Source organism: Paraglaciecola sp. G1-13 (genome assembly GCF_055809255.1).
Genome location: NZ_CM147903.1, coordinates 1,156,479 through 1,179,836, shown reverse-complemented (window position 1 = coordinate 1,179,836; position 23,358 = coordinate 1,156,479). Strand labels below are relative to the sequence as shown.

24 protein-coding genes and 3 pseudogenes are annotated in these 23,358 nt (G+C 43.4%); 21 read left to right on the top strand and 6 right to left on the bottom strand.

Annotation, left to right across the window (positions count from 1 at the left end):
• Window positions 1-391 precede the first annotated feature (391 nt).
• The 4 genes from AC0L6N_RS04950 to glpQ all read left to right on the top strand — a co-directional run bounded on the left by AC0L6N_RS04950 (window position 392) and on the right by glpQ (window position 4,014).
• Window positions 392-1,765: a cellulase family glycosylhydrolase gene (locus tag AC0L6N_RS04950; RefSeq protein ID WP_473479412.1), complete on the top strand. Its 1,374-nt coding sequence runs from the start codon at window positions 392-394 to the stop codon at window positions 1,763-1,765.
• Between the two features lie 421 nt (window positions 1,766-2,186).
• Window positions 2,187-2,501, top strand: coding sequence for a quaternary ammonium compound efflux SMR transporter SugE (gene sugE / locus AC0L6N_RS04945; RefSeq protein WP_011574244.1), 315 nt, complete (start codon window positions 2,187-2,189; stop codon window positions 2,499-2,501).
• A 103-nt stretch (window positions 2,502-2,604) separates the two neighbouring features.
• Window positions 2,605-2,988 carry a lactoylglutathione lyase gene (gene gloA / locus AC0L6N_RS04940; protein ID WP_011574243.1) on the top strand — a complete coding sequence of 128 codons (384 nt, stop codon included), beginning with the start codon at window positions 2,605-2,607 and terminating at the stop codon, window positions 2,986-2,988.
• A gap of 36 nt (window positions 2,989-3,024) precedes the next feature.
• Entirely contained in the window at window positions 3,025-4,014 is a 990-nt protein-coding gene (glpQ, locus tag AC0L6N_RS04935; RefSeq protein ID WP_473479410.1) for a glycerophosphodiester phosphodiesterase, read from the top strand.
• A 134-nt stretch (window positions 4,015-4,148) separates the two neighbouring features.
• Here glpQ and AC0L6N_RS04930 read toward each other — a convergent pair whose 3' ends face one another.
• Window positions 4,149-5,012 (bottom strand): flagellar protein MotY, encoded by an 864-nt coding sequence (locus AC0L6N_RS04930; RefSeq protein WP_011574241.1) that lies wholly within the window; start codon window positions 5,010-5,012, stop codon window positions 4,149-4,151.
• A gap of 209 nt (window positions 5,013-5,221) precedes the next feature.
• On the opposite strand from AC0L6N_RS04930, the gene rnt reads away from it, so the two are divergent.
• On the top strand, window positions 5,222-5,857 hold the full coding sequence (gene rnt, locus AC0L6N_RS04925) for a ribonuclease T (RefSeq protein WP_473479408.1): 636 nt from the start codon (window positions 5,222-5,224) through the stop codon (window positions 5,855-5,857).
• 135 nt (window positions 5,858-5,992) lie between these two features.
• Here the strand turns inward: rnt and AC0L6N_RS04920 are convergent, their stop codons facing one another.
• Window positions 5,993-6,598, bottom strand: coding sequence for a peroxiredoxin (locus AC0L6N_RS04920; RefSeq protein WP_006993420.1), 606 nt, complete (start codon window positions 6,596-6,598; stop codon window positions 5,993-5,995).
• A gap of 266 nt (window positions 6,599-6,864) precedes the next feature.
• Between AC0L6N_RS04920 and AC0L6N_RS04915 the strand changes: the two genes are divergently transcribed.
• Window positions 6,865-7,059, top strand: a complete 195-nt coding sequence (locus AC0L6N_RS04915) for a bacterioferritin-associated ferredoxin (RefSeq protein ID WP_006993419.1) — start codon at window positions 6,865-6,867, stop codon at window positions 7,057-7,059.
• Between the two features lie 185 nt (window positions 7,060-7,244).
• On the opposite strand, the gene AC0L6N_RS04910 is transcribed toward AC0L6N_RS04915, so the two are convergent.
• Window positions 7,245-7,574 carry a Grx4 family monothiol glutaredoxin gene (locus AC0L6N_RS04910; RefSeq protein WP_011574239.1) on the bottom strand — a complete coding sequence of 110 codons (330 nt, stop codon included), beginning with the start codon at window positions 7,572-7,574 and terminating at the stop codon, window positions 7,245-7,247.
• A 266-nt stretch (window positions 7,575-7,840) separates the two neighbouring features.
• Between AC0L6N_RS04910 and sodB the strand changes: the two genes are divergently transcribed.
• The 7 genes from sodB to AC0L6N_RS04875 all read left to right on the top strand — a co-directional run bounded on the left by sodB (window position 7,841) and on the right by AC0L6N_RS04875 (window position 14,847).
• Window positions 7,841-8,422: a superoxide dismutase [Fe] gene (gene sodB / locus AC0L6N_RS04905; RefSeq protein ID WP_011574238.1), complete on the top strand. Its 582-nt coding sequence runs from the start codon at window positions 7,841-7,843 to the stop codon at window positions 8,420-8,422.
• 332 nt (window positions 8,423-8,754) lie between these two features.
• Window positions 8,755-10,677: a PrkA family serine protein kinase gene (locus AC0L6N_RS04900; protein ID WP_011574237.1), complete on the top strand. Its 1,923-nt coding sequence runs from the start codon at window positions 8,755-8,757 to the stop codon at window positions 10,675-10,677.
• Between the two features lie 53 nt (window positions 10,678-10,730).
• Window positions 10,731-12,014: a YeaH/YhbH family protein gene (locus tag AC0L6N_RS04895; RefSeq protein ID WP_473479405.1), complete on the top strand. Its 1,284-nt coding sequence runs from the start codon at window positions 10,731-10,733 to the stop codon at window positions 12,012-12,014.
• Window positions 12,015-12,017: 3 nt separating this feature from the next.
• Window positions 12,018-13,583 (top strand): SpoVR family protein, encoded by a 1,566-nt coding sequence (locus AC0L6N_RS04890; RefSeq protein WP_473479403.1) that lies wholly within the window; start codon window positions 12,018-12,020, stop codon window positions 13,581-13,583.
• 66 nt (window positions 13,584-13,649) lie between these two features.
• Window positions 13,650-13,943 (top strand): VF530 family protein, encoded by a 294-nt coding sequence (locus tag AC0L6N_RS04885; protein ID WP_011574234.1) that lies wholly within the window; start codon window positions 13,650-13,652, stop codon window positions 13,941-13,943.
• Window positions 13,944-13,962: 19 nt separating this feature from the next.
• On the top strand, window positions 13,963-14,457 hold the full coding sequence (locus AC0L6N_RS04880; protein WP_473479400.1) for a M48 family metallopeptidase: 495 nt from the start codon (window positions 13,963-13,965) through the stop codon (window positions 14,455-14,457).
• Between the two features lie 21 nt (window positions 14,458-14,478).
• Window positions 14,479-14,847, top strand: a complete 369-nt coding sequence (locus AC0L6N_RS04875) for a YacL family protein (protein WP_011574232.1) — start codon at window positions 14,479-14,481, stop codon at window positions 14,845-14,847.
• Window positions 14,848-14,995: 148 nt separating this feature from the next.
• On the opposite strand, the gene AC0L6N_RS04870 is transcribed toward AC0L6N_RS04875, so the two are convergent.
• Window positions 14,996-15,472 (bottom strand): phosphate-starvation-inducible PsiE family protein, encoded by a 477-nt coding sequence (locus AC0L6N_RS04870; RefSeq protein ID WP_473481249.1) that lies wholly within the window; start codon window positions 15,470-15,472, stop codon window positions 14,996-14,998.
• Between the two features lie 408 nt (window positions 15,473-15,880).
• Here AC0L6N_RS04870 and AC0L6N_RS04865 point away from each other — a divergent pair.
• The 4 genes and pseudogenes from AC0L6N_RS04865 to AC0L6N_RS04850 form a co-directional block, all read left to right on the top strand.
• Window positions 15,881-16,561 (top strand): annotated as a pseudogene (locus AC0L6N_RS04865) (transposase); the annotation flags it as partial.
• A 108-nt stretch (window positions 16,562-16,669) separates the two neighbouring features.
• A complete protein-coding gene (locus AC0L6N_RS04860) occupies window positions 16,670-17,653 on the top strand; it encodes a transposase (protein WP_473479397.1) in 984 nt (327 codons plus the stop codon).
• A 452-nt stretch (window positions 17,654-18,105) separates the two neighbouring features.
• A pseudogene (locus AC0L6N_RS04855) lies at window positions 18,106-18,408 on the top strand (transposase); the annotation flags it as partial.
• A gap of 450 nt (window positions 18,409-18,858) precedes the next feature.
• Window positions 18,859-19,047: pseudogene (locus AC0L6N_RS04850) on the top strand (IS110 family transposase); the annotation flags it as partial.
• A gap of 22 nt (window positions 19,048-19,069) precedes the next feature.
• Here AC0L6N_RS04850 and AC0L6N_RS04845 read toward each other — a convergent pair.
• Window positions 19,070-19,813 carry a S1 family peptidase gene (locus tag AC0L6N_RS04845; RefSeq protein ID WP_473479394.1) on the bottom strand — a complete coding sequence of 248 codons (744 nt, stop codon included), beginning with the start codon at window positions 19,811-19,813 and terminating at the stop codon, window positions 19,070-19,072.
• A 238-nt stretch (window positions 19,814-20,051) separates the two neighbouring features.
• Between AC0L6N_RS04845 and AC0L6N_RS04840 the strand changes: the two genes are divergently transcribed.
• From AC0L6N_RS04840 to AC0L6N_RS04825, 4 genes are all read left to right on the top strand, one after another.
• Window positions 20,052-20,294: a site-specific integrase gene (locus tag AC0L6N_RS04840; RefSeq protein WP_473479391.1), complete on the top strand. Its 243-nt coding sequence runs from the start codon at window positions 20,052-20,054 to the stop codon at window positions 20,292-20,294.
• A 101-nt stretch (window positions 20,295-20,395) separates the two neighbouring features.
• On the top strand, window positions 20,396-20,689 hold the full coding sequence (locus tag AC0L6N_RS04835) for a tyrosine-type recombinase/integrase (RefSeq protein WP_473479388.1): 294 nt from the start codon (window positions 20,396-20,398) through the stop codon (window positions 20,687-20,689).
• Window positions 20,578-20,907 carry a tyrosine-type recombinase/integrase gene (locus tag AC0L6N_RS04830; protein WP_473479385.1) on the top strand — a complete coding sequence of 110 codons (330 nt, stop codon included), beginning with the start codon at window positions 20,578-20,580 and terminating at the stop codon, window positions 20,905-20,907. The genes AC0L6N_RS04835 and AC0L6N_RS04830 overlap by 112 nt, the downstream gene beginning before the upstream one ends.
• Before the next feature lie 109 nt (window positions 20,908-21,016).
• On the top strand, window positions 21,017-22,885 hold the full coding sequence (locus AC0L6N_RS04825) for a choice-of-anchor I family protein (RefSeq protein WP_473479382.1): 1,869 nt from the start codon (window positions 21,017-21,019) through the stop codon (window positions 22,883-22,885).
• Window positions 22,886-22,937: 52 nt separating this feature from the next.
• Here the strand turns inward: AC0L6N_RS04825 and AC0L6N_RS04820 are convergent, their stop codons facing one another.
• Window positions 22,938-23,339 (bottom strand): BLUF domain-containing protein, encoded by a 402-nt coding sequence (locus AC0L6N_RS04820; RefSeq protein WP_011574223.1) that lies wholly within the window; start codon window positions 23,337-23,339, stop codon window positions 22,938-22,940.
• Window positions 23,340-23,358: the final 19 nt, after the last annotated feature.

Below are 23,358 nucleotides of genomic sequence, written 5' to 3'. Positions count from 1 at the left end.
TCTTATTCGATTGCACGTTTCAAGTTTGCGTAAAGTTAGTCTTTCACTCCCATTTTAGTCTCTCAAGAATTGACGAAAATATTATGCCGCTCATATCAAATCTAGTTAATGTTCGTCTCTAATCAACGACAGAACTAAACTCCAACTTCCATAAAATGAATATTAATCAAGTAAAAACAATCACTTAAAATAATTAAGCAACTTGGAACGAATTTCGCTAACCTCACCCCGAAAGGGTAATTAATTTACCTTCTATTTGACGGTATTTTCCCTTATACCGCTTGATGTATCGATGTGCAAAATGTGTTGAAAGAGACAGAACTTCAGTATTCACATTCTGCGTAAGGGCGATTAATACAACTAGATCAATAATTTATTTCAAGGAATTTTAATGAAACACGTGTTACGTACATCCACCAAAGACCGTTTAAAACGCACAAGTTTGCCTTTGGCTATCATGTTAGGAGTAGCAATTATGAGTGAGGCCGCTGTACCTCCTCTTAATGTCAGTGGGAATCAAATCGTGACAGATGGCGCTCCCGTGAGCTTTGCAGGTAACAGTCTATTTTGGAGTAATACCGGTTGGGGTGGCGAGAAATTCTATACTGCGCAAGCCGTTGCGAATGCAAAGTCAGAGTTTGGTGCGAACATAATACGCGCCGCAATAGGCCATGGTGTAAATACGGCCGGTAGCTTAAATTTTGACTGGGACGGTAATATGAGTCGCCTGGACACGGTCGTAAACGCCGCTATTGAGCAAGATATGTATGTCATTATCGACTTTCATAGTCACGAGGCTCATACAGACCAGGCCACTGCAGTGAGGTTTTTCGAAGAAGTCGCCAATAAATACGGTACCTACGACAACGTTATTTATGAAATCTATAATGAGCCATTGCAGATTTCATGGGCCAATGACATTAAACCTTATGCAGAAACGCTAATCGATAAAATACGTGCGATTGATCCAAATAGCCTGATTGTGGTTGGCACGCCGACTTGGTCTCAAGATGTTGATGTGGCCTCACAAGATCCCATTGATCGGGCGAATATTGCCTATACCCTTCACTTTTACGCTGGCACGCACGGTGCGTCATTGCGCAATAAGGCACAAACGGCTTTAAATAACGGCATCGCACTCTTCGCCACAGAGTGGGGAACTGTCAATGCTGATGGCAATGGCGGCGTAAATGCAAATGAAACCGATGCATGGATGGCTTTTTTCAAAGCAAATAATATTAGCCACGCTAATTGGGCGCTGAACGATAAAGACGAAGGTGCTTCCACTTTTACGCCCGGCGGAAGCTGGAATTCATTGACTGCCTCAGGCACAAAGGTGAAGTCGATTATTAAAGGGTGGAACTCGAGTGTCGTAAATTTAGACAGTGATGGTGACGGAGTAAGTGACAGTGATGATCAATGTGATAACACCCCCACAGGTACAACAGTCGATATTATTGGCTGTGCGATAGCCGATTCCGATGCTGACGGTGTAAGTGATATCACAGACCAGTGCCCCAACACACCACAAGGCACAAATGTAGATGCTACTGGTTGCCCGCAGACAACAGGCAGTGGCACCGATTGTAGTGCAATAAATAACTACCCTAATTGGGTGCAGGCAGATTATCCCGGTGGCACGAATAACCACAACGACACAGGTGACCAGATGCAATACCAAGGCAATGCTTATGAAGCAAATTGGTACACTAATAGTTTGCCAGGTAGCGATTCATCATGGGTATTGCTAGGTAGCTGCAGTTAAACCATGCTATTGCGCTTAACCGCTTCTGAATATCGTCGTTAGATATTGAGATACAATAAACACGGATAGTGAACGGCAAAAATACTACCACTATTCGTGTTTCTTTTCTTTGCCCGTCACTAAATGATCAAAGCGGGCTTTCCCTCTGCATCGACGCGCGCTTTTTACACAAGGTGTTACCCAGAAATAGGATGTTTAATGCGCCACGTTTTGCATCTGTGATTTAGCGACTATTTATTAAATCACCCACTGTGTTAAAATCTTATCGTCTTTTCGACAATCAAATTTTCACCACCTGTGCGCTGTGCGTGCTTAGAGCGGCTTGTGTTAGCTCAAGGTTGTGATATCAACGAAATGAGGACGACCTCATCCCTCGCGCTTTTCTCTGGGACGACCCAGCTCAAAATGGGTAGGTATAAAAATGAACTGGATTATTTTGATCATTGCAGGGTTATTCGAAGTTGTGTGGGCAATTGGCCTAAAATACAGTGACGGTTTCAGCAAGCTGTGGCCTTCTATATTCACTCTTGTTGCCATGGCCATCAGTTTTGGTTTATTAAGCATAGCCATGAAATCACTCCCAGCGGGAACCGCGTATGCCGTTTGGGTTGTTATCGGCCTCATAGGCACGGCGATTGTTGGTATTGTTATGCTCAACGAGCCGCTTAATTTTTGGCGAGTGGTTAGTTTAATCACCATTACGGTTGGCGTCATTGGATTGAAACTAAGCAGTTAATATCTGACTATCCATTTTTTTGTTACGCTTTGTCATATTGTTGAGACAGTTAACTAGTTACAATCAACGACTTAGTCGCACCTCAGGATTGTTAAGGACCATTATGCGCTTTTTGCACACCATGTTGCGTGTCGGTAATTTAGACCGCTCTATCACTTTTTACACTGAACTGCTTGGCATGAAACTGCTACGCAGCAGTGAGAACAAAGATTACCGCTATACGTTAGCGTTTATCGGTTATGGCGACGAAGACAACAACACCGTATTGGAATTAACCCATAACTGGGATGAAGATAGCTACGATATAGGCACCGCATATGGGCACATCGCCCTTGGGGTAAATGATATTTATCAGGTGTGTGAGCAATTAAAAGCCCAAGGAGCCGATGTATATCGAGACGCTGGCCCAGTTAAAGGCGGCAGCACAGTAATTGCATTTGTGCGCGACCCGGACGGTTACGCCATTGAGCTTATTCAAACAACATAATTATCCGCGAAAGGAAACTGAGACATTGGAGTCAATATGAAGAAAACAATTTTGTCGTTGTCATTGCTTGCGCTGCTGGCGAGCCAAGCCGCTTGGGCTGAACCATTGGTCATTGCTCATCGTGGTGCTTCGGGGTATCTACCAGAACACACCATGGAGTCCACTACTCTCGCCTTCGCCCTTGGGGCAGACTTTATTGAGCAAGACGTGGTGATAAGCAAAGATGGCGTACCAGTCGTACTGCATGATATTCACTTAGATACAGTGACAAACGTTGCTGATAAATACCCACAGCGAAAACGTGATGACGGGCGTTTCTATGCCCTTGATTTTACCTTAGCAGAATTAAAGTCTTTAGAAGTGCATGAGCGCAGCACAACAGAGGGCAAACAGATTTTCAAAAACCGCTATCAAGGCAACGCTGAATTTACCATTGCGACCTTTGAAGAACAGATTGAGCTGATTAATCAACTTAACCGGCAGTTTGGCAAGAACATTGGTTTTTACCCTGAGATAAAATCCCCTGCTTGGCACCGGGAACAAGGCGTGGATATCAGCAAAATTGTTATGAAAACCCTGCGCAAACATAGCCTTGATGATGCTAGTAAAGCCATTTATGTGCAGTGTTTCGATTATGCTGAGCTGAAACGTTTGCGCCATGAATTGGGCGCAAAAGTAAAATTGATTCAGTTGCTAGGTGAAAATGATTGGGGGGAATCCCCCACTGATTATGATGCTCTGCGCACGTCTGAAAAACTCGAAGAGTTAGCCACAATCGCTCAAGGTATAGGCCCATGGATCCCTCAGTTGGTTGATATGCAGACCCTACAACCCACGGGATTGGTCAAACGCGCACATGATGCAGGGCTTGACGTGCACCCATATACGTTTAGGCAAGACGCGCTGCCAAAAGGCGTAACCAATAAACAAACGCTGGACTTATTGTTTAAACAGCTAAAAGTGGACGGCTTGTTTACTGATTTTACCGACACAGTCGTGACGTATTTAGACCAACAACCCCGCTAAGGATATATTGGTTAGCGCATTGGCGCGCAGCGACGCCATCACTTAGCCAATAGCAAAAAGCCGATTAATTGTATTAATCGGCTTTTTTGATGGCTCTGTCACATCCTGACGTTGTTTGGCAGAAAGCGATCCCGCTAAGGTTTCGCCATGCGGATCACCACACGTCGGTTTTTTGCACGGGACATTTCATTGGTATTCGGGGCAATGTGTCGTCGTTCGCCATGGCCTGTCACTTCGATTCGCTGAGGTGCTACGCCCATGTCGCTAAAGTAATTTTTTATCTCTACCGCACGACTCACCGACAAGGTTTTGTTCATGTCTCGACCGCCGTAGCTATCGCTGTAACCGTCGAGCAAAACTAATTCCATATCGCTATCTTCTTTGAGGTATTGACCAATCATATTCAAACGGCGCTGGGAGTACTTGGTCAATTCGGTGCTGTTTTTCTGGTAGGCGAGAATGGTGTAGGCAATATCATCAAAACTATAGGGCAGTAGGTTCGATACACATTGTGCGAAATTTTCATAAGGGGCAGCAAAATTGCTGGCATTTAAGCCAACTGAAATCCTGTCATTTTGATTGTACCAGTCTTGATAATATATGGTCGGCCAGAAACCCTTTTCTAGTTCCGAGAGCATAGTCCACGCAACTTGCTCTGGCAGATCGCCATTGTATTGCTTACGTATGGTCATATCTGCAATGGCGTGGTGCATTTGCCCCGGCATCCACCGAGGAGGAACAGAATAGACAGACGCCATACCAAACGTTTTAGGCAAACGCAGCATATCAAGCTCAAACTCCATATTCAGTTGCTTAGACGCCATGCTAGTAAACATTGCCTCACCATAGCCTGGTATTTTATGTGCCAAGGTACACTGCAAACGACTTTGCTGGCTTAACTGCCAGTCAGATGTCTCAATTTTTGCCGCGTATTGCCGTAGCCCAGCTGATAGAGAACCGCTTAACGTCAGGGACACTATAAATAAGATAGATTTCATAAGTCTTTTCGTTTGATTAATTCCGCTTCATGAGCAATCACTGCTCCTGTGCATTGGTTATCGACTCCCACGGTAAAAGCTTAACCCTGAATTCACCGCTTGCCCAGTCTACTAAAGATTATAGTTCGCTAGATTATTAAGTATATAGGGTAGCGACGTGTGCAGATAGTTGACATAATCACGCCTTATTTTTATCGCTATAGGTAGCTATGTCAGATCCCCAATTTCTCCTAAAAGACCGATTCAGAGGCTACTTTCCCGTTATCGTAGATGTTGAAACAGCGGGCTTTAATGCGCAAACCGACGCGTTGCTTGAAGTCGCTGCAATTACGACCAAAATGGACGCCGATGGCTTTTTAACCCCAGATAAAACGTTTCATTATCACGTGGTTCCCTTTGAAGGGGCTAACTTAGAAAAGGCGGCGTTAGAGTTCAACGGGATAGATCCTTGGTGCGCCCTGCGGGGAGCATTAGATGAAACAGAAGTCATGAAAGACTTGTGCAAGCAAATTCGCAAAGAGCAAAAGGACGCTGACTGCCAGCGCTCAGTAATGGTGGCGCACAACGCCGCATTCGATTTAGGTTTTATCAATGCCGCCATCGAACGCAGTAAAATTAAGCGTACGCCGTTTCATCCATTCGTATCATTCGATACCACCACGCTATCAGGTTTAGCGTTGGGGCAAACGGTATTAGTCAAAGCATGCCAAGCGGCCAATATTAGTTTCGATCAAAGCGAAGCACATTCAGCCTTATATGACACCCAGAAAACGGCTGAACTCTATTGTTATATTGTTAATAAATGGCAAAGCGCATGTGGTTGGCCTACCCCAGAGCATGACTAAGCCTTATTTCGCAGACACAAAAAAGCCGCTATTCACATAAGATCACAGCGGCTTTTCTATCACTTCATCTATAACGCATCACGCTACAGAGTATTAAAGCGGATCAGCGTTGTATTAAAGCGAATCAGCGTTGTATTAAAGCGAATCAGCGTTCTCTGAAAGATAGCTAGCAACACCTTCAGGGCTGTCTACCATACCTTTTTCACCAGCTTGCCAACCGGCTGGGCATACTTCACCATGTTCTTCATGGAAGTTAAGCGCATCAACCATGCGAAGCATGTCGTCAATGTTACGACCTAAAGGAAGATCGTTGACCACTTGGTGACGCACAACGCCTTCTTCGTCGATCAAGAATGAACCACGAAAAGCAACGCCAGCTTCTGGATGCTCAACATCGTATGCTTGACAAATTTCGTGCTTAACATCAGCAACCATAGCGTATTTCACTTTACCGATACCGCCGTCATTGATAGCAGTGTTACGCCATGCGTTATGGGTAAACTGAGAATCAATAGACACACCAATCACTTCTACGCCACGTTTTTTGAACTCATCGTAACGCTTATCAAAAGCGATCAATTCAGATGGGCAAACAAAAGTGAAATCAAGAGGGTAGAAAAACAATACTGCTTTTTGACCTTTGATTGCTTCGCTTAGGGTGAAGTTTTCAACGATATCGCCATTTCCTAATACAGCTGCGGCGGTAAAATCTGGGGCTGGGCGACTAACTAGTACACTCATTTTTGATCTCCATTCTTTGGGTTTAAAATATGCTGGCGCATAGTGTAACGACTATTAACGGGTTATCACACTCTTTTACGAACCAATAATGTAGGTATGGTTTGGTAAAAACCAAGTGGCGAGTCAGATTTTACGGCTCCTTCACCTCACACTATCAAGTAGAAATCAAACTAGACTATTTAATGTACAAATTGACAAAAGAAATACTTGAAAGTACTGCAAACAACAATTATTATCATTTACATCAATATTCAGTAAGGTTAATTATGTACGTTTGTTTGTGTCACGGCATTACCGACAAAGCTATTAAACAGGCCGTTCGCGAAGACGGTGTGGGCAATATGCGCCAGTTACGTGAAGCGCTTGGCGTGGGTGATCAGTGCGGCAAATGTGTGCGTATGGCGCAAAGCATCGTTGACAACACGATTATTGATGAATCTCTATTTAAAGAAGTGTGTTAACCCAACCTAGCGGAGTCAACACTCGCCAGGAACACCAAAAAATCAGTGTCTTTTTAGCGTTCATTAGTATTATGACGCAGGGAACAAGACACAAACAAAAAAAGAGTCCTACAGGACTCTTTTTTTATGGATGATTAACTGCTCTAAACGCAGCCAATCGACGTCGTTTAGAGCAACTGGCTTTGTTACTTATCAGCGCGTTTTTCAGCGCTTTCTTTAACGATTGTTTGCAATTCGCCCTGCTGAACCATTTCCATGATGATGTCACAACCACCAATAAGCTCACCGTCGATCCACAACTGTGGAAAAGTAGGCCAGTCAGCGTATTTTGGCAATTCTGAACGAATGTCAGGGTTTTGCAGAATATCAACGTAAGCAAACTCTTCGCCACAAGACATCAACGCCTGTGATGCCTGAGCTGAAAAGCCACAGTTAGGCAATTTAGGCGACCCTTTCATATAAAGAAGAATGGGGTTTTCACTGATTTGTTGCTGAATTTTTTCAACTGTTTCCATAAATATTCTCACTCAAAATTTTATTAACGCTAGTAATGCGGTCAAGTTTACCGTTTTCAAGGCAATATACCAATGCTGCCTTGTGATCTTTATTGGTTTCAAATTATTATCAAGCTTACCCCTTGTAATGTACCTTAAGCGCCCTAAGATCGGTGACTGGGTTTCAGGATAACTTTGGACAAACCGTTTTATATTCGTGTATAAAACATTAGCGTTTACACAAGGTTAGACACACGATTTTTGTTAACTTTAAATGGAGAATTATCATGGCTTTCGAACTACCAGCTCTTCCGTATGAAAAAAATGCCTTAGAACCACATATCTCAGCTGAAACGTTGGAATATCACTACGGCAAGCATCACGCGACTTATGTTACTAAGCTAAACGGCTTGGTTGAAGGTACTGATATGGCGAATAAAGATCTTGAAGAGATCGTTAAATCGTCAGAAGGCGGAGTTTTCAATAACGCTGCTCAAATCTGGAACCACACGTTCTACTGGAACAGCCTAAGCCCTAATGGCGGCGGCGAGCCAACTGGCGCTCTTGCTGATGCAATCAATGCTAAATGGGGTTCTTTCGCAGACTTCAAAGCCGCATTAAACGACAAAGCAGTTAACAACTTTGGTTCAAGCTGGACTTGGCTTGTAAAAACTGCTGATGGCAGCCTAGACATCGTTAACACTAGCAACGCAGGTACCCCGTTAACGGATGCAAGTGTTACCCCTCTACTAACAGTAGATTTGTGGGAACATGCTTACTACATCGATTATCGTAATGCGCGTCCTAAGTACCTTGAAGGTTTTTGGGCACTAGCAAACTGGGATTTCGCAGCGAGCAACTTCGCTTAAACGATCCTGGTCTGATTAACGTAATCAGAAGATGATTTAAAAGCCTCGATAAATCGAGGCTTTTTTGTATCTGCTGTCTTCCCGCTTGTGCCAATAATCATCCTGCACTTCATCAGTAGCATCCTTTAAAATTTGCCAATAATAGACCCCTGTTCATACTTCATTCAGTCTTGCCTACTTTGCGCTTCTTTTGCGCCAACTTCGTTAGTGCTTAAAAATCAGTTTTTAGCATTCTCTAGAAAATATTGTTCTAAATCTGAAACATACAAATGCCAATAAGGGTCTAATCTTACCAGTGAAGCCAGAAAATTTTCTATATGTGAGGTCGAGTTATGGGAATTTTAGAGCAATATCAGACACGGTACGAAGCCCGTAAAGAAGAAGAATTAACCATCGACGAATTCTTAGAAATCTGTAAAACAGATGATTCAGCATACGCCAATGCAGCAGAACGTCTTCTTAAAGCAATCGGTGAACCAGAAATGGTCGACACCGCCAAAGATGCCACCTTAAGCCGTATTTTTTCTAACCGAATCATCGCTCGTTACCCAGCGTTTGACGGATTTTATGGCATGGAAGAATCAATAGAACAAATCGTGTCTTACCTTCGGCATGCTTCTCAGGGGCTGGAAGAAAAGAAACAAGTGTTATACCTGCTTGGCCCTGTCGGTGGTGGCAAGTCTTCTTTAGCAGAGAAGCTAAAAGAACTGATGCAGCAACAGCCCATTTACGTACTCAAAGACTCCCCGGTGAACGACCACCCTCTTAGTTTATTTGATTCGAATGAAGACGGCTCATTGCTGCTTAACGAGTATGGTATTCCACATCGCTACCTTAGAACCGTCATGTCACCATGGGCACGTAAACGCTTACATGAATACAACGGGGACATCCGAAAGTTTAAGGTGGTCAAGTTACACCCTTCAATACTCGATCAGATTGCGGTTGCTAAAACCGAGCCCGGTGATGAGAACAACCAAGACATCTCCGCCTTAGTCGGCAAAGTGGATATCAGGCGTTTAGAGCACTTTGCCCAGAATGACCCTGATGCCTACAGCTATTCAGGAGCATTGTGCCGCGCAAACCAAGGTCTAATGGAGTTTGTGGAGATGTTTAAGGCACCTATAAAAGTGCTTCACCCCTTGTTAACCGCCACTCAGGAAGGTAATTATAATTCCACCGAAGGATTGTCTGCCCTGCCCTTTGAAGGCGTAATATTGGCCCACTCAAATGAGTCAGAGTGGCAAACCTTTCGCAATAACAAGAACAATGAAGCCTTTCTTGACCGTGTATTTATTGTCAATGTGCCATATTGCTTGCGCGTATCAGAAGAAATGCAGATTTATCGCAAACTCATCGATAACAGTGAACTATCTGGTGCCCCATGTGCCCCAGATACGCTAGAAACCCTAGCCCAGTTCAGTGTGTTATCTCGTTTGAAAGAGCCTGAAAACTCGAGCATTTATTCAAAAATGCGAGTGTACGACGGTGAAAGCTTGAAAGACACGGATCCTAAGGCCAAGTCCTATCAAGAGTACCGAGATTACGCAGGTGTGGACGAGGGCATGCAAGGTCTATCGACCCGCTTTGCATTCAAAATATTATCCCGCGTCTTTAATTTTGATCCACAGGAATTGGCCGCCAACCCAGTACATTTATTTTATGTACTCGAGCGCCAGATTGAACGTGAGCAATTCGCCAGCGAAATTGCTGATAAATACAAAGAACATTTAAAAGGTTATCTGATTCCTAAATATGTGGAATTTATTGGTAAAGAGATCCAAACCGCGTATTTAGAATCCTATTCTGAATACGGTCAAAATCTGTTTGACCGTTATGTCATTTATGCGGATTTCTGGATCCAAGATCAGGAATATCGGGATCCTGAAACCGGCCAGCTATTTGACAGGGAAGCGCTGAATACTGAGCTTGAGAAAATTGAGAAAACCGCAGGTATAAGCAACCCTAAAGATTTTCGCAATGAAATAGTCAATTTCGTGCTGCGCGCTAGAGCCAATAATAAAGGCAAGAACCCAAGCTGGACCAGCTACGAAAAATTACGCACTGTGATTGAAAAGAAAATGTTTTCCAACACTGAAGATCTATTACCCGTTATATCGTTTAACAAAAAAGGCTCTGCGGAAGACGAGAAAAAACACGATGATTTTGTCGCCCGTATGGCCGAAAAAGGCTACACCCAAAAGCAAGTCAGATTGTTATGCGAATGGTATTTACGGGTGAGGAAATCTTCTTAATGTGGCACTGGTAAACAACAGCGCTCCAATGGAATCCATTGAGGTAAAGTAGTATGGCCCATTTTATTGATCGACGGCTCAACGGCAAAGGAAAAAGTACAGTCAACCGCCAACGTTTCCTGCGCCGTTACAAGGAGCAAATTAAGAAGGCGGTGTCTGATTCAATCAACAAACGCAGTGTCACCGACGTGACCAGTGGTGAAAAAATCGGCATTTCCAGCCGAGATATATCTGAACCTATTTTTCATACAGGTAAAGGGGGTGCCAGAAGCATCGTGCACCCCGGCAATGACCAATTTACCGCGGGGGATAAGATCAAACGCCCCGATTCGGGTGCAGGACAAGGCGGGGATAGCAACGCCAGTGATAGCGGTGAGGGACAAGACGACTTTGTTTTTCAAATTTCAAAAGACGAATACCTAGATCTTCTTTTTGAAAATCTGATCCTGCCGAATCTCGAGAAAACACAGCAAGCTAAACTGGTTGAATATGAAAGCTATCGAGCGGGATTTGTATCAGACGGTGTCCCGAGTAATTTAGATGTAGTGCGATCTTTAAAAGGGTCGGTAGCTCGGCGCATCGCTCTCAGTGCCGGTAAAAAAGCGCAATTACAGTTACTGCAAGCGCAGCTTGCTGAAGCCCTCGAATCTAGTCTGCCTGATCAACATATGCTGGCAAAGCTAAAAGAAGAGATAACGCAGTTGGAAAAGGCCATTGCTCGCGTGCCCTTCATCGATACCTTCGACCTGCGCTTTCGCAATTATCAAAAACGCCCCATACCTTCAAGCAAAGCCGTTATGTTTTGCCTAATGGATGTGTCGGGTTCAATGGACCAAGCCACCAAAGACAAAGCCAAACGGTTTTATATCTTGCTGTATTTATTCTTAACACGCACTTACAAGGACGTCGAGGTCGTCTATATACATCACCACACTCAAGCCAAAGAGGTCGACGAACAAGAATTTTTTTATTCAACGGAAACCGGCGGCACAATTGTCTCAAGTGCCTTAGTGTTGATGAAGCAAATCATAGAGCAGCGTTTCTCTCGTCATGAGTGGAATATATACGCAGCACAGGCGTCTGATGGAGATAACTGGACAGACGATTGCGCCAAGTGCACTGAATTACTCGAGAAGAGCTTACTGCCTGCGGTGCGTTACTTCGCTTATATCGAAATTACTGCACGTCAACATCAAAAGCTCTGGCATGAATATGAAAAGCTCAGCGAAACCCATAATAATTTTGCCATTAAGCATATTGTTGATGTTGATGACATTTACCCAGTTTTCAGGGAGCTGTTCGACCAAGGCGTAGAAAAACAATCAGGAGTGGCTTAGCTTATGAAAAATACTCAAGCAGATGTGCAGCACAAGCAAACTTCCGATGTGCTCAGCGATGGCCCCGACTGGACTTTCGAGCTTTTGACCGAATACGAACAAGAGATTGATCGCGTAGCGAAACATTATGGCTTAGACATTTATCCCAACCAGATAGAAATTATTACCGCTGAACACATGATGGATGCCTACGCGAGTATCGGTATGCCGGTTAATTACGCCCATTGGTCTTATGGCAAAAAATTTATTCAATCAGAGCAAAATTATCGCCGCGGCCAAATGGGATTGGCCTACGAAATCGTTATTAACTCAGACCCTTGCATCGCCTATCTAATGGAAGAGAACACCATGCCTATGCAAGCACTGGTAATAGCCCATGCTTGTTACGGCCATAACTCGTTTTTCAAAAACAACTATCTTTTCAAAGCATGGACAGACGCTAGCTCTATCATAAACTACTTATTATTTGCCAAAAATTATGTGGCTAAGTGCGAACAAAAATACGGTGTGAGTGAAGTCGAGAATGTGCTCGACTCTTGTCATGCGTTGATGAATTTCGGCGTTGACCGCTACAAACGGCCGCAGAAAATATCCATGCAGATCGAGCGGGAGCGCCAGCAAAATCGTGAGCAACATATCCAATCTCAAGTGAATGAATTATGGCGTACCTTGCCCAAGTCTGAAGCCAAAAGCAGTGAACCTAATCGAAGGTTCCCTTCTGAGCCTCAAGAAAATGTGCTCTATTTTATCGAAAAGAACGCCCCCTTGTTGGAACCTTGGCAACGAGAATTAGTACGTATCGTGCGTAAAGTATCTCAGTATTTTTACCCGCAAAAACAGACGCAGGTTATGAACGAGGGATGGGCCTGCTTTTGGCATTACCATATACTTAACCATCTCTACGATGAGGGTAAACTCACAGATAAGTTTATGCTCGAGTTTTTACACAGCCATACCAATGTGGTGGCACAACCGGCATATAACCAACCGAATTATTCAGGCCTCAATCCATATGCACTCGGCTTCAATATGTTTATGGACATAAAGCGCATTTGCCAATCCCCCACCGATGAAGACCGCCAATGGTTTCCTGAAATTGCAGGCAAAGATTGGTTGGAAACAGTCCATTTCGCTATGCAAAACTTTAAGGATGAAAGCTTTATCAGTCAGTTTATGTCACCAAAGCTAATGCGTGATTTTAAGTTTTTCGCCATTGAAGATGATGAGCAAAACGCGTTTCTCGATGTTTCCGCCATTCATGACGAAGCCGGTTATCACGCCATCAGAGAGAAGCTATCCGCGCAATATAATTTGAGTAATCTTGAGCCAAATATACAAGTGTATGATGTAGACTCCAGAGGCGACCGCTCTTTAACCTTGTCATATTTGCCACAAAACGGTGTTCCACTGGCTGACAGCCACCATAAAGTGTTAAAGCATCTACATCATTTGTGGGGATTTTCTGTTAAATTAGAGCAAATAGACGAACACGGTTCACGGCAAACACTTACTACCTACCCGGATCAGCCGGTAGAGAATTCACAACCCCTAACAGGCATCATAATTTAGCGTACCTCCTGATCCTAACGTCGCAGATTATATTGCCCAATATCAAACTATTTCAGATGTGACAGAATGACAGTTCAGAAAAACAATCCTTTGCACGGCTTGACCTTGCAACACATAGTGGAAACACTGGTCGAAAAGCTTGGTTGGGAGCGAATGCACGAGCAAGTAAAAATCAATTGTTTCAAAAGCGATCCAAGCGTTAAATCAAGCTTAAAGTTTTTACGCAAAACGCCTTGGGCTAGAGCCAAAGTCGAAGAGCTTTATTTGTATACTACTAGGAGCAAATCTTCATCCCCTAAGAAAACCGTTCAAGCGCCCGCTTCTACTGGTGAATTTGTTTGGCCTGAGCCTAAAAAGTAGAGTCATTAATATTTATACAATGAAGTACTTAGCTGCATACCCTGGACACCTGCAAGACAAAATAGAGCAGCTCCTTGAGCAAGATAAATTAAAAGACTATTTGCTCAAAAGCTATCCCCATGCGCATGACGTGAGCAACGACAATGCATTACGGCTATATGTTATGGACCTAAAGAACCGTTTTATGCGTAAGTCTGCACCGCTTAGCAAAATCGCATTTGATCCAAAAATACATGTGGTTAACCATGCGTTAGGTTTACACACGTATGTTTCACGGGTGCAAGGCGCGAAACTCAAAAGCAAGAATGAGCTTCGCGTGAGTACGCTATTCAAACGTGTTCCAGAGCCCTTCCTCAATATGATTGTGGTGCACGAATTAGCACACCTAAAAGAGAAAGATCACAACAAAGCATTCTATCAACTATGTTTACATATGCTGCCGGATTACCACCAATTGGAATTTGATCTGCGAGTTTACTTAACTCAGATCGAAGCCCAGGGCGACATTTTTTAATTCAATCTTTTTGGACACCTAATGGATTATCAATTTATTCGCAACGATCGCGCAGAGCCTGCCGCCATTTTTGAAATGGGAGCGGAAACGCTCGGCTTATGGTTCAGTGAAGAGCTCGGTCGAGATCGCCAGAAAATAAAGCACTTGTTGGATGTTATTCAGCAATTAGAACACAAAGACATTGAGCAATACGCGTTGCAAGGGCGTGAATTCAATATGGATTTAACGCGAGATGAGATAGAAGTTTACGCGGCCATAACCCGAGATGAAGGCGAAATTGATATTCCTGAAGACACTGAATTATACGATCAAGAATCAATCTGCGGTTGCGGCTTAGAGGACTTCAAAGAAGTCCTGTTATCATGGCAACAATTTGTAGGCAGAATGTAGCTCACCGTCGGATTCTTAGCGTCAAAATTGTATTTGCAGCACCGCATTTAATCTGTTTTAGCTCACCTATATGATGATATTCGAGACAGACCGGTTTCGAACGACTCTGACAGACGGCTATGAGCGACGCAGGAGCAGCAGCCAACTGTTATTTGTCCTGCTTGAGCGGCTTGCTAGGGCTTGATTGAGCCTTACGTTTTAGTAGAAAATAAGTTATCCCTAAAGCGAGAGTAACCAAAGCTAGTCCCATAATTTGTTCGGCTGAAACAATTTTAAGGTCTAACACTATAATTTTTCGTGCTACAGCCATGAGTGCAGTTGCCACAACTAACTCAACTGGGATTATATGTGAGCCAAGGTATAATCGAATATTAATAAATATTTCAACAGCGATTAATACAATCATGAATGCACCAAAGACCTGAAGGATATCTTCTACGTCTAGAAGGAAGTATGGTGGTACTGATAACCTCATATAAAGAACATAAACAACGTCAGCAATACTCCAGTAAATTACTAACACCATCAAAATAGCCAGTATTTTAATCGCAAATCTAATATTAGAGTGTAATAGGTTCAATAATTTATCTGACGTGTTTTCAGGTAACTCTTCATGTTTCATAATATCTCCAGAGTTAAGCAAATAGCGCAGAAAGCCCTAACGCTTAACACTAACGAATCCCCTCATAATTATGAGCAGAAACAATAACATAGACACGCATGGTGCTATTTGATGTCTTTTATCAAGAAAGAGTATTTCGCCAAAAACTAACCAAGCTGCTACCTACAAAGAATAACACCATGCGTGATATTCATATCTTACATGATTTGCTTAAAAACAATGCCCTAATCTACATGCCAAACGTCTTTCCTCTTTGATGGTTGCCACTCAATCTTTGCTAGATGGTTAGCAACTGTCGTTGACCGAATTAGTACGAAAAACAAAAAAGAAAGACACCCATGATAAAAATGGTCAATTTTCAGGGCTGAACTAGACTTGATGTGTGTTTCATTTTTGTCAGGTCGATGGATTATGCCTCAACCTCGAAAAAGCCAAATTAGTTTAATCGATACGCCTTATTACCATTGTGTTTCCCGCTGCGTACGCCAGTCATTCTTGTGCGGAGTCGACACGCATTCTGGGCAAAGTTACGAGCATCGCCGAGGCTGGGTTGAAGCGCGTTTATTGTTTTTGTCTACGGTATTCGCCATCGACATTTGTGCTTATGCGGTTATGAATAATCACACGCACGTGGTGCTTTGTGTAGATAAAGCCTTGGCCGATAACTGGGATAACGATGAAGTGTTGAGGCGCTATCACAAGCTGCACATAGGCACATTGCTGACCCAGAAATTCATGAACGGCGATACGCTGAGCCAAGGCGAGCTAATCACCTTTGATGAAACCGTTGAAACCTATCGGCAACGTTTGTACGACATAAGCTGGTTTATGCGTGACTTAAATGAGTATATTGCTCGTGAAGCCAATAAAGAAGACGGCTGCACTGGTCGTTTTTATTCGCCGCCATCCCTGGCGCTCTCCCTGCGGGCCAGCTAAAGCTGTTCTAATTTACTCCTGATAAATTAGTGGGAGGGTCGATTTAAATCACAAGCCCTGTTAGATGAAAGTACGGTGCTAGCGTGCATGGCCTATGTAGATTTAAACCCCATTCGCGCAAAAATAGCAGAAACACCTGAAACGTCAAAGCACACCAGAGACACCCATGGAGAATTTATATGGAGACACCCATGATAAAAATGGTCAATTTTCAGGGCTGAACTAGACTTGATTGGTGTTTCATTTTTGTCAGGTAAATGGACTATGCCTCAACCTCGAAAAAGCCAAATTAGTTTAATCGATACGCCCTATTACCATTGTGTATCCCGATGTGTGCGGCGTTCTTTCTTGTGTGGAATGGATAAATACTCTGGTCAGAGTTACGAGCATCGTCGGGCTTGGGTTGAAGAGCGTTTGTTGTTTTTATCTACGGTATTCGCTATAGACATTTGTGCCTATGCGGTCATGAGTAATCACACTCATGTTGTACTATTTGTAGACAAAGCGTTGGCTGATAGTTGGGATAGCGATGAAGTGTTGAGGCGTTATCACAAGCTGCACAGAGGCACTTTGCTGACTCAGAAGTTCATGAATGGCGATACGCTGAGCCAAGGAGAGCTAATCACCTTTGATGAGACCGTTGAAACCTATCGGCAACGTTTGTACGACATAAGCTGGTTTATGCGTGATTTGAATGAGCATATTGCTCGTGAAGCTAATAAAGAGGATGGTTGCACCGGCCGCTTCTGGGAGGGGCGTTTTAAATCTCAGGCACTGTTAGATGAGAGTGCCCTACTGGCGTGCATGGCCTATGTAGATTTAAACCTCATTCGTGCAAAAATGGCAAAAACACCCGAAACATCGAAGCACACCAGTATCAAAAAGCGAATTCACGCCATCAAAAACCAACAACCACAACCGGCCGTGTTAATGCCTTTTGTAGGAAATCCTCGTGAAGAAATGCCTCGAGGTATCGCTTACTCACTCAAAGATTATTGTGAATTGGTAGACACGACAGGTCGATGCATTCGTGATGATAAGGCCGGTCATATTGATAACACTCACAGTCCTATTCTACAAAGATTGGGTTTAGACTCTGCTCAATGGCTAACCTTAACCACGGAGTTCGAAATACACTTCTGTTACGCAGCCGGTGCGGAGCAAATGATGAATGCATTCAAGCGCCATACCCACCATCAACGGCTGCGAGGAATGACCAAAGCGAGAGAGTTGTTAAGGCGCGCCTAAATCAATTTCGAACACTACATATCATGCACATCTTGTAGCGTTAGCGTTTGCCTGGTAATTGACCTTACGCACCATTTCCTTCCTCAACGCTCACTTTTCCAGTAAAAATCCCCAATCATTCAAATGAAAAGTACCTTGACGCTTCTTTAGAGGCGTTTACCCACCTTGAGCAGGTGTGCTTTTTAATACGGCTCTAAACATGGGTGTCTTTATTAATATTTCGCTAAACATGGGTGTCTTTGTTAATATTTTACATATCATGCTTACCCTGTAGCCTACTCCCTTGCCCGAAAATTGACCTTGCGCGCAGTTTCCTTCCTCTACGCTCACTTTTCGAGTAATTTCATAATCCCCGACCATTTAGATCAAAAGTACCTTGTCGCCTGTTGAGGGGTATTTTCCGTTCGAAGCAGGAGAGTTTTTTATACGATTCTTAGGATGGGTGTCTATGTAATTCTCGTGAAAAAATGCCTCGAGGTATGGCTTACTCACTCAAAGACTATTGTAATTTGGTAGACACGACAGGCCGATGCATTCGTGATGACAAGGCTGGTCATATTGATAACACTCACAGTCCTATTCTTCAAAGATTGGGTTTAGACTCTGCTCAATGGCTAACCTTAACCACGGAGTTCGAAAAACACTTCTGCTACGCTGCAGGCGCTGAGCAAATGATGAATGCATTCAAGCGCCATACCCACCATCAACGGCTGCGAGGAATGACTAAAGCGAAAGAGCTATTAAGGCGCGCATAAACCAATTTCAAACATTACATATCATGCTTACCCTGTAGCCTACTCCCTTGCCCGAAAATTGACCTTGCGCGCAGTTTCCTTCCTCTACGCTCACTTTTCGAGTAATTTCATAATCCCCGACCATTTAGATCAAAAGTACCTTGTCGCCTGTTGAGGGGTATTTTCCGTTCGAAGCAGGAGAGTTTTTTATACGATTCTTAGGATGGGTGTCTATGTAATTTCTTAGGATGGGTGTCTATGTAATTTCATAATCCCCGACCATTTAGATCAAAAGTACCTTGTCGCCTGTTGAGGGGTATTTTCCGTTCGAAGCAGGAGAGTTTTTTATACGATTCTTAGGATGGGTGTCTATGTAATTGTTACTGAGCAGGTGTGCTTTTTAATGCGATTCTAAAGATGGGTGTCTATGTAATTGGTGTCTATGTAATTGTTGTCTATGTAATTGTTGCCGTTTTATACATGGCCATGATGTCAGCAATTCAAAGTAATCCGGTATTTAAAGCAACATATCAACGATTAGTCACTGCCGGAAAGCCTAAAAAAGTGGCTATTATTGCCTGTATCAGAAAGATGGTTGTTATCTTAAACTCGATGCTGCGAGAAGGTGTAATGTGGGAAGCGCCAAAGGCTATAAATTAACTATTGACGCCATAGTCTCTTGTTAAGTTTCGATTTCATCTAGCTTTTCACCTTTACCAAAAGGAATTCTTGTAATGCCTAAATCTTTTAGGAAGTGACGTATATCCCATGCAGTATGGACAACACCAAGCTCTATAACTTTATGAATTTTCTCGGAAAATAGCTCGCCATTTTCTTCGATTTCTTCAAGTCTATGCAACTCAATACTCGATTCCATATTACTAAATACCATGCCTGCCACTGAAGATTTTTTAGAATCAAAAAGTAAAGGTGTACCACTAAATCCCTTCAGAGCAGGAAATGAAATCTCGCAAGTCGAGCGGGCATCCTCCAAAATAGGCTGGTCAAAAGTTCGAACTATGTGACCTTTAAAAAGTCTGGGGGATGTAACAAGCCTTTCTTGTATCAATCCCTCATTGGTAAACCCATAAGCCAGAACATCTTGAGCAATAAATAAGTCTTTTTCTCCATGTAATGGGATCGCTTTATAGTTTTTTCTAGCTACATACCCAATTGCGAAATCGTATTTGGGGTGGCATTTAACGTCTAAGACGTTAAACATTAATCCTTCGCCAAACATTTCCATACCACAAAGAGTTTCACCTTCTTGTATTGCTTCAACTACGTGCTTACAAGTAGCAATTATGCCTTGGTCGTTCACATGATAAGAGGAGCCTAAGTACCTAAAGTCACTTGCGCTATTCGTAGTCCCATTTTCTAATTTGACTGCAAATAATGGCAAAATACTATCTCGAAACTGAATCATGACTTCCTTAGAAACTTAACAATTTAATAAGGCGCAACTTGCGCGTTTTTCTACCGAGCTACCGCTCGTTTTTATCCATACTGCCATGATTATCAAGTTTATAAAAGTCACCGCAGGCGATGGCTGCAAGTTAATAAAGCGAGTTAGTTTTACGACGCAAACGCGCGATTGGGTCGTTTGCTTGAATATGGGGTAAAGGCTGTTTTAACTGCATATTTATACAAGTAAAGTGAAGGTCATGAAAACAAAGTCTCCCTTCCTAAATCACATTACTGAGTTCATATTGCTAAGACAGTATTCTCCAAGGACTGTGTCACCTTATTTGAAGTGGATCTCTACTTTTATTATCTTTCACGGGAAACGTCACCCTTCATCAATGGGAGGTAATGGAGTGGAACAATACCTTGAACATTTGGCGCTGAATGCCAATGTGTCACCGCGCACTCAAGCTACTGCATTAAATTTACTATCGTTTCTTTAAAAGCACATTATCAAGAATGAGCTGTCTCTTAATTTGAATTTTGCCAGAAGTAAACGCCGACCCAAACTGCCCATTGTTATGACGCAGGATGAAGTGAAGCTGTGCAACTTCGCGTGCAAGATATCGACTTCGATTACAAGTGTTTAAGGGTCTACAATGGTAAAGGCAAAAAACACCGAGTCGTTACTTTGATAACGGAGCTTATTCAATTATTTAGAAATCAAATAGTGCAGGTTGATGAGTACCTGAGACTTGATATTCAGAGTGAGCAATACGCCGGCGTTTGGATGCCTCATGCGCTAGCCAAAAGTCCCCTTCAGCGAATAAGTCGCTCGCATGGCAGGTCTTGTTTCCCTCTCATAAACTTAGCGCAGATCCAGAAACAGGTGAGATAAGAAGGCATCATTTTTATCCTTCTTGCGTTCGCAAAGCGGTCAAACAAGCTGTATTGGTGTTGGGGTTAACTAAACCGATCACGCCTCATACTTTGAGGCACTCATTTGCTACCCATTTACCACAATCTGACGCAGATATCCGAACGGTTCAGGTCAAGCCTGCTTTCTCACCTAAGCAATTTTCTGATGTTTGCTCTTCCCCCAGTTTCGTTTTTTAAAATAGCCGTCGTCACAATTTGTTCATTTTATTGTCGTTAAAGAGTCACATGGCCACTCTAAGTTGTTGGGCTGCGTTTACCCAAGACAATTAAAAAAAAGGAACAAGCAGTGCAACCACTCAATAAAGTGTTAAAACTTAGTATGTTAACTATGGCGGTCGTTTTTGGCCTTTCAGGCTGTGCCCTTGACGGTGATGACGGGCAAGATGGCGCCGCAGGTGTTGACGGCGCAAATGGCACTGACGGAGCCGATGGCCAAAGCCTGCCCCGTGATATAAACATTGAAGTGGTGGGCCGCTTTACCGCCGGGGGCATAGAGGTGTTTGGTAAGAGTGCTGCTGAAATCGTTCAGTTTCACCACGCTTCGACTACCGCATTCGCGATTAACTCTGCCGTTAATCAAATTGAAGTGATTGATTTATCGGGCTTAACCACCGCTGCTGTCGCTAACCCGTTTTCTGATGCCAGTTTACAATCTAGCGCATTTACATTTGCTGATAGCGTAACGGTAAAAGATGAGGCAAATGCAGATCAAACCATCACCTTAGGAGCAGCCAACTCCATTGCCATCAATGGTGACATGCTGGCGATTGCAGTCGAGGCCAGTGTAAAAACCAGTCAAGGTGCCGTATTGTTTTACCGTTTAGATGCTACTGGCCAAGGTACCTTTATCAAGGCGGTTGCCACAGGTGCTCTGCCGGATATGGTGGCGTTCAACCCTGATGGCAGCAACGTATTAGTCGCTAATGAAGGTGAGCCAGACACAGATTACGCAGTTGACCCACAAGGCAGTGTGTCCATGATCACCATCGAAGATGGTGTTCCAGCTGACACAGCAGAAACGATTAATTTCACCACAGATATGACGTTTTCAAGTGACACACTTGATGATGAAGATTTTGACACGGATGCAAAGCGTAAGGCGTTGCTGCAAGCGTCAGGGGTTAAATTTGCTGGCCCAGCGGGCATGACAGTCGCGCAAGAATTAGAGCCTGAGTACATTACCTACGCAGCAAATGGTAAAACTGCCTATGTATCACTTCAAGAAAGTAACGCTATTGGCATTCTCGACTTAGAAGACATGACGATTGAAGTGCGTGCCCTTGGCTTTAAAGATTGGAATGATTTTGAATTAGATTTCACTAATAAAGATGAGCTCCCTAATTTTAGCACTGTAAACGGCCTGTACGGCATGTATCAGCCAGATACAATCACGTCATACCAATACAATGGCGCGACCTTTATTTTATCAGCCAATGAAGGGGATTCTCGTGATTATGACGCCTACTCGGAAGAAATCAGAGTCGCGGATATTATTGATGAAGATGAACTGAATATGACACTCTCCCCTAGCTTACAAGCCACATATGACCTAAGTGGTGGCGATGATGGCCTGGGACGTTTAAAAGTCACCACAGCCTTGGGAGATGCAGATCAAAACGGCGAGTTTGAAGCCTTGTACGCTTACGGCGCGCGCTCGTTTTCTATCTGGGACCAAAACATTAATCTTGTGTACGATTCTGGCGATGACTTCGGTAAGATTTCAGCCGCTATTTTAGGCAATGACTTTAATAGCGCCCACACCGAAAACAAAGGCGACAACCGTTCTGATGATAAAGGTGGCGAGCCTGAGGCTATTACCGTTGGGGAGATAGAAGGTCGAACTTACGCATTTATTGCCCAAGAGCGATCTGGTGATCTGTTCGCTTACGATGTCACAAATCCATTCAATGTTGCTTATGTGGCCCATTACAACAATCGGGATTTCAGTACAGACTTCGAGTTAGACGATGATTTAAACAATCCTTGCGATGAAGCCGAAGGCATGGACTGCAGCGAAGTCGCCATATCGGGTGACCTGGGGCCTGAAAGCATTCAATTTGTCGCCCCAAGTGACAGCCCAAATGGTAATGCACTATTGATTATCGGCAACGAAGTAAGCGGTACAGTGACTATTTATCAAGTGACTGAGAAATAAAAAATATTGCATAAAAACCTTGGTCAAATACTTTGACCAAGGTTACATCTTCTTATACCTGCTTGAGTAATAACCCGATGCCACTGTGATGTTCTGGCGAGAAGTTTTCGCGTTTGGCAAAATCACTCAGTATAAAAGCCGCATCTTGCTCTTGCTGGGATTCGAGTAAACTCGAGAACCCCATAGTCCAGTCACCAAACTCACGTATACCAGTGCTTTTCGTCATCACCAAGCGAACATTTTTATGCCGAGGATCCTGCTTTATTTTGGCATACAGCTGATTAACCTTCACTTCATCACCTTCAATCACCTGAAAAAAGTGGCGAGACACCGTAATCAGCTTACCGCTTATCCCCTGCTCACTATTGATTGCTCTGGCTGAGATAAGGATGTCTTGCAAATCGTTTTCATCGAGCGATTTTGCAAAATCGCTTACGTAAATCAATTGAAACATAACACCTAACCTTCTTACT